The sequence below is a fragment of the Acinetobacter sp. WC-323 genome (assembly GCF_000314615.1).
In the GTDB taxonomy this organism is placed as follows: Bacteria; Pseudomonadota; Gammaproteobacteria; order Pseudomonadales; family Moraxellaceae; genus Acinetobacter; species Acinetobacter courvalinii.
This window is the reverse complement of sequence record NZ_AMZS01000041.1, coordinates 1-15,349: the sequence shown is the minus strand read 5'-3', so window position 1 is coordinate 15,349 and position 15,349 is coordinate 1. Positions and strand designations below refer to the sequence as shown.

Below are 15,349 nucleotides of genomic sequence, written 5' to 3'. Positions count from 1 at the left end.
ATAAACTCGGTACTTCAGAAGCGAATCTGACTACTCTAGAAGTCGATGAGATCATCTTGGCCATGCGTGAAATTGCACTTCAATTTAGTCAAATTGCGCAACGCCTGTATCCTCATCAAATTCGAGAATCTACCCTAGAGATGATTCAATCACGAATTCAACAAAATATTGATTTTTTAACTGAAACCTAAGCGTAAATATAAACTAAGCGCCAACCATCAACTTATAGTTAGTCGCTACATAATCTGTAGAACCTGTGAATTAGCTCGCTTTATAATCACGAATATTAGATGGATCACCGCCAAGATACGTTCTGCAAACGTGAAATCACTACATCCAGATCGAAAATCGCTAAGAAAAAACTATCACCAAAAAAAGGTCTGCACTATGGATAGATGCAGACCAAACTCTGGATAACTACAAGCACGAGAAATATGTCGCAATTTTGTATAGACATGAATTTGATAAAATCAGCCCAGAAAGCCAGAAATTCATAAAAACTATTTCATCAATCCCCTATAACTTAAATCACGTTCATGGTCGATCTTAAATCTTGCGAAAAGTACTCATGCTGACCTAGCCAAACTGTAAAACTCATGTATTCATAGCCTTTAAATGAATCTTTCAATCGTTATATTTAAGGTAAAAACTAGTAATCAGAAGTTATTATCATTCCCATATAAAACAAACATCAGATTAAAAACAATAACTTAGTAAATTATTTTTCCATTTTTTTATATTTAGTGTTATCTTTCCTAACTTCATCTGGGAGAGTTGAGTTTGATCATAGATCATTCGATAGCCTGCTTGTTGCATTTCTGCGATCAAATTCCGTTGGTCTATCCGTTCTCCCCCTTGATCTTTCGGCAGAAATTGACGCTTACCCCCGCCTAGAATCACATCAACCCCATCTTTTAATTTGACGTTATAACGCTGATAGATATCACCTTGCGAACTTGGTACTAATTGGGATGCTATGTCATTTTCAGCATCACGATGACAAATATGAGCATAAGTCGATGCTGGTGTAGCATGCGTAATGCGAGTTGTTGTGACTACCCCTGTACCCCAACCTCGTGCTTTGGCCAATTCGAGTAAAGTTTGGGTGTCTTGCTTATTTTGGTTCTGAGGATTGGTTCCACATTGATGATTTCCGGCCTGATTTGGTTCTACTGCAATTGTTCCAGTCTGCATGGATATCACTTCATTTTTCATTTTTACACCTGTCATATAGGCACCCAGCGATGGTGCGCTATCTGTAACCTGTGCACCTTCTGAGAAAGTACGAACAAATGCTGACTCTGGCAGTTGATCTATTGGCAGTTGGCCATCTTCACCAACAGCGTAAATTCGTGCAGCTGTTAGTGTCGTGATACCCATTGCATCTTCCAAGAAAAAAACCACACGTTGAGGCTGTTTTGATGGTTGTACTGAAGTAGAAGTTGATTGAACTAAAGCAGGACTTTGACAGCACGTCAAAATAACTGTGCCCAAACTACACCATGCCAAACTTATTAATTTTTTATTAAATTTTTTCTTATGCCAAAGCATTGCATCAACTCATCTTAGGATGGTCGAAAAATACGCTTTAAATATTCAATTTACATGACAAATTTATGAAAATATTATTATGACTACTTATATAAATTTTCCTAATTGCAAAAAATAGTGTAGCAACTTGCTACACTATTTTTTTACTTTATTTTTCTAACATTCGTTTTAGGAAAGCTTTTAATTCTTGTAAATTTTGATCATCAAATTGGCCCATTTTTAAAGATACCTTTAATGTATTATGGTCAAATTTGATATTACCAGCAACTTTCCCATCATATTCAATTTTATGTACAATTGAAGTTTGAATTACTTCTTTCGTTTCTCTTGACTTAAAGATTTTTTCAGCTAGTGATGCCAGTTTTGTCTGTTCAACTTCTTTTTTAAGCAATTTTGACCATGCTTCGAATAATGCTTCTTTAGCATTTTCATGGTTTTCATCATGATCTGATAGAAACTTTTTCACTGCTGTAGCAGCGGTCCGTGCTAATAATGACGGCTGTTTCTCCAAATCTTCAATCAACTCTCCAGGTAATTTTTCAAAAGATAAATATTTATACATATCTTCACGATTCATACCTAATGACTTTGCTAACTTCTGCTTATTTTTTTTTAATTTTTCATCCAAAGAAGTTAATCCAACATATATTTCATAATCTGTCAGATCTTCTCGCTTTAAATTTTCAGCTAATGTTAATAAAGCAACTTCTTCATCCGATGCATCAATAATGATTACTTCAATAGTGTTCTTATTGAGAAATTGGTGGGCTTTCAATCGTCTTTCACCAGCAATCAACTCATATTTATCATTTATTCTACGAACTGCAATTGGTTGTAATAGCCCAATTTCTTCAATTGATGCTGCTAAATCTTCAATATCTTGTTGATTAAAGAGTTTTCGAGGCTGGTTAGGGCTAGCCTGAATATCTGTAATTTGTACATTACGTCTTAGCTCTTTGACATCGTTAATATGCTCCTTTTGGGCATGTTGATGCTTTTGAGTATTTTGCTGAAGACGTTTAGCCAATAGCTCTTTATTACTTACCATAGTATTTCCAGAATTATATTATCCGACACGCTGAACAATTTCTTGTGCTAAAGTTTCAAAAGCTTTTCGAACTTTTGAGTTTTTATCAACAGATAATAAAGGTTGTTGCAAAATTGCAGCTTGATTAACCTTAGTGCTCATTGGAATTGTGGTATGCAATAATTCTCCAACTTGATTAAATGCTTCATCTTTTATTAATTTACATACATTCTGACGCTCATCATGTTTAATTAATAAAGCACCTAAGAGTTCTAATTCAGGGTTAACTCTTCTAATTTTACTTAAATGATTAATTAAATCAGTAACACCATAGAGACCGTATTGTGAACCAGATTCAATTGGAACAATAACATGTGTCGAAGCGGCTAAAGCATTGCTGGTTAGTAATTTTAAGCTAGGAGGGCAATCAATAAGAATGTAGTCATATAATCCTTCTAGAATTTCCAATTTATTTGAAAGTTCCTCGGATGGTCTTGGTGCATCATCTTTCAATTGATCTTCAGTTTTACCAAGAGTTAATGAGCCATATATTAAAGAAACATTTTTAAATTTTGTTTCTTCTTCTAATGCTTCCGATAATAGACTTATATCACCAATAAGTAATTCAGCTGATGTAGTTTCAACTTCGCTAGGGTGTCTTAATCCTATATGTAAACTTGCATTTGCTTGTGGATCCAGATCAATTACTAAGACCTTATTTCCTAATTCAGCAAGTTCTGAAGCAAGATGTACTACAGTAGTTGTTTTCCCGCAACCACCTTTATGATTAGCTACAGCAATGATTTTAGTTGACATATTTGTCTTAAGGAATTTACTTTGATTTCATTTAATATAAAGATATTTGTAGCAACTTGCTACAGTTCCTTTGTCATATTTTTATCTTTTGAATTCAAAAGATGTGGGAAAAACATTTCTTAACTTTTTTAAAAAATATAGCTAGCTAATTTTAATTAGTATTAATTAGTATTAATTAGTTAATTATAATTAGACAAGTTTTATTTTTTAAAAAACAATTAGATAGATTTTTTAAAGTGGAAGGTTTGTCACTAATAAGTGGAAGGCCTGTCATTGATAAGTGGAAGGCCTGTCACCGATAAGTGGAAGGTTTGTCACTAATAAGTGGAAGGTTTGTCACTGATAAGTGGAAGGTTTGTCACTATGGTGGAAGACTTGTCATTGTGATTTATTTTAATGTGTATTTTTTAATTTAAAACAATACGATTCAACTGCTTGTGATGTTGATAAGTTTGTTTTTATTGAAATAAAGGTGGAAGACTTGTCATTAGATGTTTTTTATTCTGTGGATAAAATATTTGTATAAAATTTAATTGATAACATGATGTTTGATAGTCAAGAATACCGGAATGGTGGAAGGCTTGTCACTTTAATGGTGGAATATGTGTTGAGTAATTCCACTTTAGTGGTGCTGTAGGCTATTCCTACTTTCAAATTGATTGCTTGAGCGACACAGATGAATTATCAAAGGTGGAAGAACTGTCACTTAAAAGTGTTTATTTTTATATTTATTCCACCATAAGGCTGAATAGTACCAAAATTGCACTTTAATAGTGACACTTCTTCCACTCTTAAGGTGTTTGATGGGCATAAACTGAGTTAATTTAATGTAAGTATGAGAAAATAGTGAGCGGTTTGCATCTTCTTCCACTTTTGTGTATAACATGTAGAAAATATTTTAATCTTTCCACTTATGAGCAATCACAACGAACCAGAAGAATTAGAACATCTACCTTATTGTATTGGTAACATTCGACATAATGGAGTAGTCAGCACTAGTAACCGTCTGATTAGACCAATTGAATTATCATCTAATGAGTATAAAGCTCTTCTTTATGCAATGGCTGTTGCGAATTATGGTGAGAAGAATAATCAAGATCGTGAAATTACAGAGCAAACTTATATTTATTTGCATAAAGATGATTTAGGCGAATTATTAGGATTAGATAAAAAGAATTCCATTAATGTTGCTATTGATCGTATTTATAAAGAATTATCATCACGAGTAGCTCATTTTGTAATTGAAGAGCCCGTGGATGATAATAAGCGTAAAGTTAAAAAAGTACACTCAGTAGTACCAATTATTCGTGAACTCCGTTGGGAAGATGATGCTAAAAATGCTTTGCAGATACGTTTCACCAGTGAAGTACTTCCGTATTTTACTCGTTTAGCAAATGGAAATTTTACGACCTATCAATTGAAAGATTTATTTGCTTTGGACTCTGTAACCAGTATGAGTTTGTATTCATACTTTATCAAAAATGAATTTAAGTATGCTAATCAAGATTCTTATGAGGTTGAACTTTCACTTGAGAATATCAAAGCATTAATTGATATTGGGGAGAAAAAATACGATCGTTGGGTTGATTTTAGACGATACGTTTTAGACAAGATTATTGAAGAAATTAATGAAAGGACTAGTCTTCAATTAGAGTACGATACCATCAAGAAAGGTCGACCTATTGTCGGAGTTCGATTTAAAATTCTTAATAGGCATGCCACTGAAGTTGTTGTATCTAATACTAATGATAAGACTCAAATCTATTTAGATGTCAATTTTGATGATAACGCGCTTGTTAAAGAATTAGGTGCGAAGTTCGATATGACTGTAAGGTCTTGGTACATCTATGCAAACGACCCAAATTATAAACAGTTTAGTAAGTGGTTTAAGACAGAAGGGTGCTTAACTGAATCTCAAGCAAATGTGATAGTTAATGATATTATGTTCCAAATGGATTTTGCTGTAGCTGGCAGTTCAATGAGTGAATTTAAGAAAGAAATGAAATATAAATTAAAAAATAATCCAAATTTTGTAAAAGAAAATAGAAAACGATTGAATGAAATCTTTGGAAAAGACGTTATATGACTGTGTAGCAAGTTGCTACACTTTTTACTATAAGATGTAAAATAAGCTTAATATCAGTTTATGTCATATTTTTATAGGGCTTTGTTGCATAAAGGTTTGAAAGATAGAAGCGATCCTAATTGAGCCAAATTCAAGTGACAACTTGGGTGTGAGGGCGCCCCAATTCTGTGAATTTGTTCAAAAGGGCTACGCGTGCATGAATCTCATTCACCTGACTAGGAAAACTCCTTGCTGTTAATTTATCGCCTAATAATTTGATGCAATGCATCTTGGTTTCCACCAAACTTCGACGGTGATAACCAGACCACTTTTTCCAAAGTGACCTTCCTAGCAGTTTGACTGTTTTCAATAACTCATTTCGCTCTATAGACCTGACTTGCTAATCTTTCCGAGGCTTTGTATTCTTCCTGGGTGGAATGACCGCATGTGCATCACGATTTAAAATGACTTGTCGGCAGTGCTTTGTGTCATAAGCACCATCTGTATAAACTGAATCAATTCGTTCATCCAAGGGAACTTGAGAAAGTAAATCTTCGAGCACTTGTGAATCGCTGACATTATTTGTCGTGAGTTGTACTGTACGTATTTGAAGGGTTTCAGCTTCTATAGCAATATGGAGCTTACGCGATTGGCGACGATATTCAGATCCATGTTTCTTGCATTTCCATTCACCTCCACCTAGAAATTTCAAGCCAGTAGAGTCCACGAGTAGATGCAGACCATCTCTACTTTTTTGGTAGCTAATTGCAATATCAATATGCTTTTGTCTTCTACAAAGCGTGGTGTAATCTGGTGCTGTCCAATTTAATACACAAATTTTAATCAGACTTTGGACAAAGCCAGTGACCATATGTAAAGATAGACGGAATAAGGATTTAATCATTAACCAGCATTGGATAGCTGCGTCGGAGTAGGTTTGATTTCGCCCTTGTTTGCCTTTTGATGGAGCATACCATTGCGTAGCAGGATCAAACCAAATGGCAATATTTCCGCGACTCATGAGTGCTCGGTTATATGCGGGCCAATTGGTTGTGCGGTAGATTTTGTGTGTAGGCTTCTTCATTTAAAAATTATATCGCTGAAAAAGCCGTTACAGATAGGTTTGTGCAACAAAGCCCTTAGTTGAAAAAACTTTTAGATTTCATGCTCACACACCACCTAAAACAAAAAATATCTGATTGATTTTACAGGCTTTTAATTTAATGTTTTATTCTACCCACTCGCAATATCAACGTTTAGTATCACGACTCACTAACTCATTAACTAAATATGGAGCAGTACGGCTATCTTGATTTTCTGTTATTTGTTTTGGTGTTCCTGCCACAACAATATTCCCACCAGCATTTCCAGCACCTGGTCCCACATCAATCACCCAATCTGCTTGTGCAACGGCACGCATATCATGCTCAATCATAACCACGGTATTACCCGCATCGACTAATCGCTGCAATTGAACTAACAATCGATCTACATCTGATGGATGCAAACCTGTAGTTGGCTCATCAAGTATATACAGTGTATTTCCACGCTGATTGCGTTGCAGCTCGGTCGCCAATTTAATACGTTGCGCTTCTCCACCAGATAGTTCAGTCGCTGGTTGCCCTAAACGTAAATAACCAAGGCCAATTTCCTTTAATAATTGTAGTGAACGAGCAATCGAGACCTCTCCATCAAAAAAATCACGTGCTTCATTGACGGTCATTCCTAATATTTCAGCAATATTACGTCCATTCCAGCGAATTTTCAGAGTGTCATCATTATATCGAGCACCATGACATGTCGGACAAGGGGCATATACACTTGGCATAAACAATAATTCTACACTGACAAAGCCTTCACCTTCACAAGTTTCACATCGCCCTTTAGCCACATTAAACGAAAAACGTCCAGCATCATAATGAGCTTGGTGAGCTTCAGGAGTCCCAGCAAATAACTTTCTAACATGATCAAATAAACCCGTATAAGTTGCCAGATTAGAACGTGGAGTACGACCAATTGGTTTTTGATCAACCTGTACCAGACGCTGTATAGCCTCCACATCACCAGCCAGAGAACCCTGTGTAACCTCGGTAACCAACATTCCTTCATTTAAAGGATTATTTTCATTATTGTTTTTAGTTTCAGATTCATTGCCTAAATATGAAAGTACTAACTCGGGTAAAGCTTGAGAAACGAGACTAGATTTACCCGAACCTGAAATACCTGTAACTGCTGTAAGTACACCAAGAGGTATACGAGCATCAATATTATGCAGGTTATGTCGGTAAATATTGTTAAGTTCAAGCCAACCAGAGGGTGTACGTCCATAACTTTGAGTAACTGGGATTTTATTAAATAAATAACTTGCAGTACGTGAAGCTGAAATCTCACTTAAACCCTGAGGTACTCCACTATATAAAATATTACCACCTTGCTCTCCTGCATCTGGTCCAACATCCACTAACCATTGAGCACGACGCATGAGCTCTAAATCATGCTCTACAACAAATACGGAGTTTCCAGCGTCTCTTAATTTATCGAGAGAATCATATAATGACTGACTATCTGAAGGATGTAATCCAGCAGACGGTTCATCCAGTACATAAACTACACCAAATAGCATAGAACTTAATTGTGTTGCTAAACGCAAACGTTGTAACTCTCCCGCTGAAAGAGTCGGTGTGGCTCTATCTAATGTTAGATAACCAAGACCTAACTGGCGTAATTGATTTAAACGCCCCACCACACCATTTGCTAAACGCTGGGCAGCAATTTTCTTTTCATCTGAAAGTGCTGACGTACGTCTTACATCTGGAGATACAGAATGCACTGCTCTACCTGTTGTTGCTCGTTCAGATCTATCAAGTTGGGTTACTTTATTATTAGTCTTTTCTCCAGCATCATGAGCTTCGAAATTGCCAAGAACAATGGGCTCAAGCAGGCAAGTTAACTTATCCAAAGAAAGTTGCATAAACTCACCAATATCTATTCCAGCAAAGGTAATAGATAAGGCTTCTGGTTTAAGGCGTTTACCATGACAGGAAGGGCATATTTTTCCTTCCATAAAACGTGAAACACGTTTTTTCATCGACGTACTTTGGGTATTAGCAAAAGTATGAAGGACATAGCGACGAGCACCAGTGAAAGTGCCCATATAGCTGGGTTCTAGTTTACGTTTAAGTGCAGATTGAGTCTCAGCGGGGCTTAAACCAGCATAGACAGGAACTGTTGGGGTTTCTTCAGTAAATAAAATCCAGTCTCTATCCGATTGCGGTAAATCTTTCCATGGTCGATCAACATCATACCCTAGGGTTACTAGGATATCGCGTAAGTTTTGCCCGTGCCAAGCAGGTGGCCATGATGCGATAGCTTTCTCACGAATACTCAGTGTTGGGTCAGGAACCATTATCGATTCTGTAACTTCATAAATGTGACCTAAACCATGACAGGTAGGACAAGCGCCTTGAGGAGTGTTCGGTGAAAAGTCCTCGGCATATAACATTGGCTGATCGGCAGGATATGCACCAGCACGCGAATAAATCATTCGCACGAGACTTGATAAAGTTGTTACACTTCCAACAGAAGAACGGGTATTACTTGCACCACGTTGTTGTTGCAATGCTACTGCTGGTGGTAGACCATCAATAGCATCAACATCTGGTACTCCGACCTGATCTATTAAGCGTCTTGCATAAGGTGCAACAGATTCGAAATATCTTCTTTGTGCTTCAGCAAAAATAGTTCCAAAAGCAAGTGATGATTTTCCTGAACCCGATACACCTGAGAAAACAACAAGTGCATTTCTTGGGATAGAAACATCTACATCCTTAAGGTTATGCTCACGTGCACCTCGAACTTCAATACAATTATTAGATAAAGTAATGTTATTGTGTTCACCAAAAGAATGTATTTTCATGTTTCTACGAGCCTGTAAATTATTTTGTGTAAGTCCCATTTTTTTATAAATGATCTTTTAATCGATCATCGAACTGAATCGTAAACCAATTCATTGCTAAACGCCAATTTTGAATTGGCATGGTCCATTTTTTAGCAGCATTTGAAGTTGCTAAATAAATGACCTTTTTCACTGAATCATCAGAACAGAAGATCTTTCTCTTTTTAGTTGAATGGCGGATCACGCTATTCAATGATTCAATTGCATTTGTTGTATAAATCGCATGACGTATTTCAGCAGGATAGCTAAGGATCGTTCGGATATTTTCCCAATTTGCCCGCCAAGATTCTCCAATTTTTGGATACTGGTGATTTCATTGATCGCAGAAGATATCTAGGGACTTTAAAGCATTTTCCTCTGTACTTGCCTGATAGATCGCCTTCAATCCTGCTGTTACAGCTTTGTAGTCCTTCCAGCTCACAAATCTCAGGCTATTGCGTACAACATGCACGATACACAGCTGGATATCAGTATGAGGGTAGACAGAGGCTAGCGCATCAGGAAAGCCTTTTAGTCCTGAGAAGCGCTGCTTCGCAAGGCAGGCTACAAGAATATCTTGCACTCCTCGATTTTTAAGCTCTGTCATGACTGACAGCCAGAATTTGGAACCTTCTGTTTGAGCAAACCACATGCCAAGAAGTTCTTTTTGGCCATCTAGGTTAATGCCTAATGCTAAATAAACTGATTTATTGATTACTGTTGAATGCTGACGAACCTTAACAACAATGCAATCTAAATAGACAACAGGATAAAGACTATCGAGTGTTCTATTTTGCCATTCTGTCACTTGTTTAATGACAGCATCCGTCACCTTACTAATAAGGGAGGCAGATACATCGACATCGTACATTTCTTTAAAAAAAGCAACAATTTCTCTATTTGTCATTCCTTTCGCATATAGCGAAAGAATTTGATCATCCATGCTAGTAATGCGTGTTTGATGCTTCTTAATAATCTGTGGTTCAAAAGAGCCGTCACGATCACGAGGGATATCTAAAGCAAGCTGCCCACCTTGTGTTAGAACTGTTTTGGAGCTAAAACCATTACGTGCATTAGATCCATTCTTAGGTTGATGCTTTTCATAGCCTAAATGTTCAGAAAGCTCAGTATTCAGAGCGGTTTCGATCATGAACTTTTTGAATATGGCTGTCATTTGGTTTAAATCTTCAGGAGTTTTTAAACCTTTAGCTAATTCAGCTGCCATACTTTTGATTGTAGCTTCATCCATGTGAAGTACCTCTTTTTATTATCCTCAGTAGGATAAATGAAAATTAAGTACTTACACAAAATTTAGAACAGTCCCACAACTCATTTTGTTGAACTATATCTGTACAACAACTCTACCTCGAATTTTTCCATCTAAAATTTCATTGGAAATATTTAAAGCATCTGTTAACTGAATTTCAGTCGTTACTGTTTCTAATTTTGTTTGATCTAATTCTGTAGCCAAACGTTCCCATGCTTCTTTTCTTAATTCGATTGGTGCCATCACGCTATCAATTCCATATAAGGTGATCCCTCTTAGAATAAATGGAGCAACTGTTGCTGGAAAATCCATTCCGCCTGCCAAACCACACGCAGCAACTGCACCACGATATTTTGTACTAGCACATGCATTGGCTAAAGTATGGCTTCCAACAGTATCAATCACGCCAGCCCAAACTTCTTTGTTTAATGGCTTTCCTGAGGAAGATAATTCAATACGATCAATAATTTCACTCGCACCTAGATAGGTTAAATATTCTGACTCTTGAGGTCGACCAGTTGAAGCTGTAATCTCATAACCAAGATGATTCAAAATAATAATGGAAATACTACCTACTCCACCATTTGCACCTGTCACTAAAATTTTTCCATCACTTGGTTTAATACCATGTTTTTGTAAAGCCATGACACACAACATTGCGGTATAACCTGCTGTACCAATAACCATCGTATCTTTAAAAGAAAAAGCAGAAGGTTTTTGTATGAGCCAATCACCAGAAACAGTGACTTGCTCGGCTAGCCCTCCAAAATACTTTTCACCCACTCCCCAACCATTTAGTAGAACTTCATCTCTTTCTTTCCATGCTGGATGTTTTGATTCAATCACAACACCCGAAAAGTCGATGCCTGGGGTCAAAGGAAAACTACGCACCACTGGTGAACGCCCAGTAATGGCTAAAGCATCTTTATAATTGAGTGTTGAATATTTGACTTCGACTCTAACCTCTCCTTCTTGTAAAGGCTTTGATGCAATCTCAGTAATTTTTGATGTGTAACCTGCTTCATCTTTAGTAATTACAATACCTTTGTACATAGAACTTCCTCTCTATTTAATTAGACTGTTTGTCTAGAATTAATTAAAAAATAAATACAGACGTCTGCATTTATTTTTTAATGGCTTTGTTGCACAAACCTATCTCTAAAGGCTTATTCCACAATATAATTTTCAAATGAATAAGTCGACACCTAAAATTTATCGCACAACCAATTGGTCTTCATATAACCGGGCTCTCATTAATCGTGGAAATATTGCCATTTGGTTTGATCCTGCTACGCAATGGTATGCCCCATCAAAAGGCAAACAAGGACGAAATCAAACTTACTCCGACGCAGCTATCCAATGCTGCCTAATGATTAAATCTCTCTTTCGATTGTCTTTACGCATGGTCACAGGCTTTGTTCAAAGTCTCATCCATCTTTGTGGGTTAAATTGGATAGCGCCAGACTACACTACAATTTGTAGACGACAACAGCATATTGATATTGTGATTAGCTATCAAAAAAGTTGTGATGGACTGTATCTAATCGTTGAATCTACAGGTCTGAAATTCTTAAGTGAGGGTGAATGGAAGCGTAAAAAACATCAGCCTGAATATCGTCGCCAATGGCGTAAACTACATATTGGTATAGATGCTAAAACCTTACAAATACGCGCTGTTCAGCTCACAACCAACAATGTGAGTGATTCACAGGTACTTGGTGATTTACTCGATCAGATTCCACAAGATGAGAGAGTTGACTCCGTCTATACCAATGGAGCTTATGATACCAAACAGTGCCGACAGGTCATTGCGGATCAGCAAGCACATGCAGTGATTCCACCAAGAAAAAATGCGAAGCCATGGAAAGATAAAAAGATGGGCTCGCTAGAACGCAATGAGTTGCTTCTAACAGTTAAACGTTTAGGAAGAACTATTTGGAAGAAATGGTCAGGCTATCATCGGCGAAGTTTGGTTGAAACCAAGATGCATTGCATCAAATTATTGGGGGATAAACTCAGTGCGAGAAATTTTCAAAGCCAAGTCAATGAGATTCATGCACGTATGGCAGTATTAAATAAATTTACGGACTTAGGCAGACCACATACCCGAGTTGTCACTTAAATTTGAGTAGATATGAGAAGTCTTAACTTTTAAATCTTTGTGCAACAAAGCCATTTAGAATTAGAAATCCCAAAGCAATCATAGAGTCCTTGAGCTAAAATATATTGGACTCTCTGCGAACCTCAAATGAGATTCAGCTATTCGATGGATTGCGGACATCTATCGAACGTTCGATCTCAAACACTATGACGTCAAGATCGGGTACTTAAAATTATCAAAATGATAAAAAGAAGAAATTTAAATGGTGAAATGAAAAATCATGTAAAAAGACTAAAAATCTTGCAATAAGTACAAGGCAACGTAAGATCAGCAGTGAAGTCATTTTAAATTCCTTGTACTGCAATTTGCATTACATGGAACAAACCCACAATAGTTACCGCTATTGTGGGTCATTAGCCCTCTTCTTGATTAAGTTATAAGAAAAAAACCTCTATCATTCGATTGATTCTTTTATATAAATAATAAAGTAAATCTCTGTTTTCGATGAAATTTTATAAAGTTCAGTATTAGACCTGTAGAGAAAACTTATCAAAAGAAGTATTGGTTAATCTTTTTCTTCAACTTCTTCCTTAAACTCAAACAAATCATTCATCGTACAGTTAAAGTATTTACATAACTTATCAGCGACTGGCAATTCGATACGTATAGCACGGTCATAATACATACTTGTCAGCGTATTACGATTAATTCCTGTCGCATGCACCACTTCACTTAATTTTAAAATTTTTCTATCGCCCATGAGGCTAGATAACTTACAAGTAATCATATTTAAATTAATTTACAAAAAATAACTTGCTGTGGGTTATTTAAAGTTGTTGACTGAGTAATACTTTGCTAAAATTAACCTACAGCAGGTTATTACAACTTATAGAAAGTATATTTTATCCATTTCAACTAAATTATAACTTTTTAAATATAAGGATTGAACCTGCATTAGATTATTTTGTGGAGATGACCGCCGTGTTACCAAATGAGTTATTGATCAGCCAGCAAGCTCGTGACTTAGGAAATCAATTAATTAAAGAAATGAACATCAATAGAAGTTATGGAATGGCTAATTTTCTTGGAGTAAATACTTGCTATGATAATCATCAGGCTGTACTTATTTGGACATTTCAACTGCTAGAAAGAGAACCTGCCTTAAATGAATTAGCAGAAATTAAAAAATATTTTCTTTTAATCTTTCCAGATAGTGTTTATCAATTAGCCTAAGTTATTTTTAAAAATTATTTTTTTTATATAAAAACACTAAATCAAAGAAAACTTTCTTTTAAAATACCTATTAATTCAAATTCATACGATTTACAGAGTATATGAAGCATAAATTCTTGTTCCTGCTTTATCACTCACTCCTACTAGACCTTAGTAAAGACTAAAATTACATAGCTCTTTTTACTGATACTAAACGATTCATGCCCACACTACGTTCTGCAGCTTCGAGGGCTAGTTTTTGTTGAACCACTGAGAACAAGGACAATAAATTGCCTACTATATTTTTCCGGAGAGTGGTGTAGGAACTTTTTCATTATTGCTAATCATATCAGCGACAACATCAGCAACGAGCTCCTCTATTCCTGAGAATGCTTTAGACTGATCCGCATCAGCAAGACAATGATGGAAACTCAGCACACAACCCAACATACCATTATTTCGCTGACCATTAACACGGAAGTATATTGTTTACTATCCATTTGAACCCCATATGTTTTAAGTTATGTATAAAAGTACGATTTTCACTTAAGTACTTAAATAATCACCCCACCACTGCATCATTTCAGTCCGTGGCTAAATAGTCAGCGTGATTATAGCTGGCACGGGTACGGTTCTTATCAATATGTGAAAGTTGTGCCTCAATCCATTATCTGGAACAAACCTGAGTCATTCAAAATGGTACTAAAAGTGAACGTATCCATGAGAGATATTGATGTTTCCATACCCATCTTACGTATGCCATATTTAGTATTAAAATGAATCGGTTGATTTGTTTCGGGGCTAGCAAAAAGTATTTTCACCGTATGACCATGCATGACGTCTTTAAAATTCTAAAGCCTGATTGAAAGTGGAACTAAAATCGGAATCTCATGGCCTAATATGACTTTTCGTCGAAACTGTTTAATATGCAAGGCAGGTATTTTCCAGATTTTTTCATTTAAATCAAAATGATGAGGCTCAGCCAATAACAATTCGGCCCCTCTCACGCCAGTATGTAATTTGAACATCAGTGCTTTTTTAATAATGGGATGGGCATCCAATTTTTGTAATTTATTCTTAAAATCAGATATTTCCTCCGCTTTCAAATACGGATAATTTTTCTTGATTTTGCTGTTAATGGTGATTTTATTTAAACCATGAGCGATGTTGAACTCACAATAACCCATCGCTACAGCGTAGTCATAAATTTGGTTCAAATAACTACAAGCTTTTTTGACAGGTTCTTTTACTTGGCGTCCCTCTATTTTTTTGATTACTGAAACCAGGTCATAGCGCTTGATGTTTTGAAAAGGTAAATCCTGAAGGTCTGGATAAATATCTTGCTGTAAGCATCTTTCTGCTAACTGTAGTACACC

General features: G+C 36.2%; 9 protein-coding genes and 5 pseudogenes. 4 read left to right on the top strand and 10 right to left on the bottom strand.

Going from position 1 to position 15,349, the window contains the following annotated elements; genetic code table 11:
• Positions 1-191: pseudogene (locus tag ACINWC323_RS0119040) on the top strand (type II toxin-antitoxin system HipA family toxin); the annotation flags it as partial.
• 505 nt (positions 192-696) lie between these two features.
• Here the strand turns inward: ACINWC323_RS0119040 and ACINWC323_RS09655 are convergent.
• The 3 genes from ACINWC323_RS09655 to ACINWC323_RS09665 all read right to left on the bottom strand — a co-directional run bounded on the left by ACINWC323_RS09655 (position 697) and on the right by ACINWC323_RS09665 (position 3,394).
• Positions 697-1,551 carry an alkaline phosphatase gene (locus ACINWC323_RS09655; RefSeq protein WP_000964375.1) on the bottom strand — a complete coding sequence of 285 codons (855 nt, stop codon included), beginning with the start codon at positions 1,549-1,551 and terminating at the stop codon, positions 697-699.
• Positions 1,552-1,699: 148 nt separating this feature from the next.
• Positions 1,700-2,599 (bottom strand): ParB/RepB/Spo0J family partition protein, encoded by a 900-nt coding sequence (locus tag ACINWC323_RS09660; RefSeq protein ID WP_000254418.1) that lies wholly within the window; start codon positions 2,597-2,599, stop codon positions 1,700-1,702.
• A gap of 18 nt (positions 2,600-2,617) precedes the next feature.
• Positions 2,618-3,394 carry a ParA family protein gene (locus ACINWC323_RS09665; protein ID WP_000104830.1) on the bottom strand — a complete coding sequence of 259 codons (777 nt, stop codon included), beginning with the start codon at positions 3,392-3,394 and terminating at the stop codon, positions 2,618-2,620.
• Positions 3,395-4,307: 913 nt separating this feature from the next.
• Here ACINWC323_RS09665 and ACINWC323_RS09670 point away from each other — a divergent pair.
• Positions 4,308-5,480: a replication initiation protein gene (locus ACINWC323_RS09670; RefSeq protein ID WP_000064928.1), complete on the top strand. Its 1,173-nt coding sequence runs from the start codon at positions 4,308-4,310 to the stop codon at positions 5,478-5,480.
• A gap of 130 nt (positions 5,481-5,610) precedes the next feature.
• Here ACINWC323_RS09670 and ACINWC323_RS0119035 read toward each other — a convergent pair.
• The 4 genes and pseudogenes from ACINWC323_RS0119035 to acuI all read right to left on the bottom strand — a co-directional run bounded on the left by ACINWC323_RS0119035 (position 5,611) and on the right by acuI (position 11,713).
• Positions 5,611-6,543, bottom strand: a pseudogene (locus ACINWC323_RS0119035) (IS5 family transposase).
• Between the two features lie 165 nt (positions 6,544-6,708).
• Positions 6,709-9,375: an excinuclease ABC subunit UvrA gene (locus ACINWC323_RS09675; RefSeq protein ID WP_005804864.1), complete on the bottom strand. Its 2,667-nt coding sequence runs from the start codon at positions 9,373-9,375 to the stop codon at positions 6,709-6,711.
• Between the two features lie 43 nt (positions 9,376-9,418).
• Positions 9,419-10,642: pseudogene (locus ACINWC323_RS09685) on the bottom strand (IS256 family transposase).
• Between the two features lie 93 nt (positions 10,643-10,735).
• Positions 10,736-11,713: an acrylyl-CoA reductase (NADPH) gene (gene acuI / locus ACINWC323_RS09690; protein WP_000276416.1), complete on the bottom strand. Its 978-nt coding sequence runs from the start codon at positions 11,711-11,713 to the stop codon at positions 10,736-10,738.
• 136 nt (positions 11,714-11,849) lie between these two features.
• Here acuI and ACINWC323_RS09695 point away from each other — a divergent pair, with 136 nt between their 5' ends.
• On the top strand, positions 11,850-12,782 hold the full coding sequence (locus tag ACINWC323_RS09695) for an IS5-like element ISAba13 family transposase (RefSeq protein ID WP_001043693.1): 933 nt from the start codon (positions 11,850-11,852) through the stop codon (positions 12,780-12,782).
• A gap of 544 nt (positions 12,783-13,326) precedes the next feature.
• On the opposite strand, the gene ACINWC323_RS09700 is transcribed toward ACINWC323_RS09695, so the two are convergent.
• The gene (locus tag ACINWC323_RS09700) at positions 13,327-13,548 is read right to left on the bottom strand and encodes a helix-turn-helix domain-containing protein (RefSeq protein WP_000627021.1); all 222 of its coding nucleotides are present in this window, start codon (positions 13,546-13,548) and stop codon (positions 13,327-13,329) included.
• 194 nt (positions 13,549-13,742) lie between these two features.
• On the opposite strand from ACINWC323_RS09700, the gene ACINWC323_RS09705 reads away from it, so the two are divergent.
• A complete protein-coding gene (locus ACINWC323_RS09705) occupies positions 13,743-13,994 on the top strand; it encodes a hypothetical protein (protein ID WP_004658363.1) in 252 nt (83 codons plus the stop codon).
• A gap of 276 nt (positions 13,995-14,270) precedes the next feature.
• Here the strand turns inward: ACINWC323_RS09705 and ACINWC323_RS20385 are convergent.
• Together ACINWC323_RS20385 and ACINWC323_RS0119030 are read right to left on the bottom strand one after the other, a co-directional pair.
• Positions 14,271-14,473, bottom strand: a pseudogene (locus ACINWC323_RS20385) (antitoxin HicB).
• Between the two features lie 46 nt (positions 14,474-14,519).
• A pseudogene (locus ACINWC323_RS0119030) lies at positions 14,520-15,349 on the bottom strand (tyrosine-type recombinase/integrase); the annotation flags it as partial.

Bases quoted from the DNA above. Each gene is read 5' to 3' on its own strand.
- ACINWC323_RS09655 (WP_000964375.1), bottom strand. From the start codon at position 1,551: ATGCTTTGGCATAAGAAAAAATTTAATAAAAAATTAATAAGTTTGGCA.
- ACINWC323_RS09660 (WP_000254418.1), bottom strand. From the start codon at position 2,599: ATGGTAAGTAATAAAGAGCTATTGGCTAAACGTCTTCAGCAAAATACT.
- ACINWC323_RS09665 (WP_000104830.1), bottom strand. From the start codon at position 3,394: ATGTCAACTAAAATCATTGCTGTAGCTAATCATAAAGGTGGTTGCGGG.
- ACINWC323_RS09670 (WP_000064928.1), top strand. From the start codon at position 4,308: ATGAGCAATCACAACGAACCAGAAGAATTAGAACATCTACCTTATTGT.
- ACINWC323_RS09675 (WP_005804864.1), bottom strand. From the start codon at position 9,375: ATGAAAATACATTCTTTTGGTGAACACAATAACATTACTTTATCTAAT.
- acuI (WP_000276416.1), bottom strand. From the start codon at position 11,713: ATGTACAAAGGTATTGTAATTACTAAAGATGAAGCAGGTTACACATCA.
- ACINWC323_RS09695 (WP_001043693.1), top strand. From the start codon at position 11,850: ATGAATAAGTCGACACCTAAAATTTATCGCACAACCAATTGGTCTTCA.
- ACINWC323_RS09700 (WP_000627021.1), bottom strand. From the start codon at position 13,548: ATGATTACTTGTAAGTTATCTAGCCTCATGGGCGATAGAAAAATTTTA.